The sequence below is a fragment of the Streptococcus oralis subsp. dentisani genome (assembly GCF_002096615.1).
In the GTDB taxonomy this organism is placed as follows: domain Bacteria; phylum Bacillota; class Bacilli; order Lactobacillales; family Streptococcaceae; genus Streptococcus; species Streptococcus oralis_U.
Window position 1 is genome coordinate 1 of record NZ_NCUX01000007.1, and the last position, 733, is coordinate 733.

Consider the following 733-nt stretch of genomic DNA (forward strand, 5'->3'; position numbering starts at 1 on the left):
CGTCAGTATCAGCAAGCCAAAGCGCTTCAGCATCAGTAAGTGCAAGCCAATCAGCATCTGTATCAGCTAGCCAATCAGCTTCAGCTTCAGTATCTGCAAGTCAATCAACTTCAGCGTCTGTATCAGCAAGCCAATCAGCTTCGGCTTCAGCATCTAACAACCAGAACTCAGCTTCTATCTCAGCAAGCGCGAGCCACTCTGCGTCAATCAGTGCAAGCCAATCAGCTTCAGCATCAGTAAGTGCAAGTCAATCAGCTTCAGCTTCAGTATCTGCAAGTCAAAGTACTTCAGCATCAGTAAGTGCAAGTCAATCAGCTTCAGCTTCAGTATCTGCAAGTCAAAGTACTTCAGCATCAGTAAGCGCGAGCCAAAGTGCTTCAGCTTCAGCATCTAACGACCAGAACTCAGCTTCTATCTCAGCAAGCGCGAGCCACTCTGCGTCAGTATCAGCAAGCCAAAGTGCTTCAGCATCAGTAAGTGCTAGTCAATCAGCATCTGTATCAGCTAGCCAATCAGCTTCAGCTTCAGTATCTGCAAGTCAAAGTACTTCAGCATCAGTAAGTGCTAGCCAAAGTGCCTCAGCTTCAGCATCTGCAAGTCAAAGTACTTCAGCATCAGTAAGCGCGAGCCAAAGTGCCTCAGCTTCAGCATCTAACAACCAGAACTCAGCTTCTATCTCAGCAAGCGCGAGCCACTCTGCGTCAGTATCAGCAAGCCAAAGCGCTTCAGCATC

Annotated in this window: 1 protein-coding gene; it reads left to right on the plus strand. The window is 48.0% G+C overall.

Features of this window, described 5'->3' with window-relative positions; genetic code table 11:
• Positions 1-733 (plus strand): hypothetical protein (locus B7708_RS00060; protein ID WP_193431729.1); only part of this gene is annotated, 733 nt, incomplete at both ends.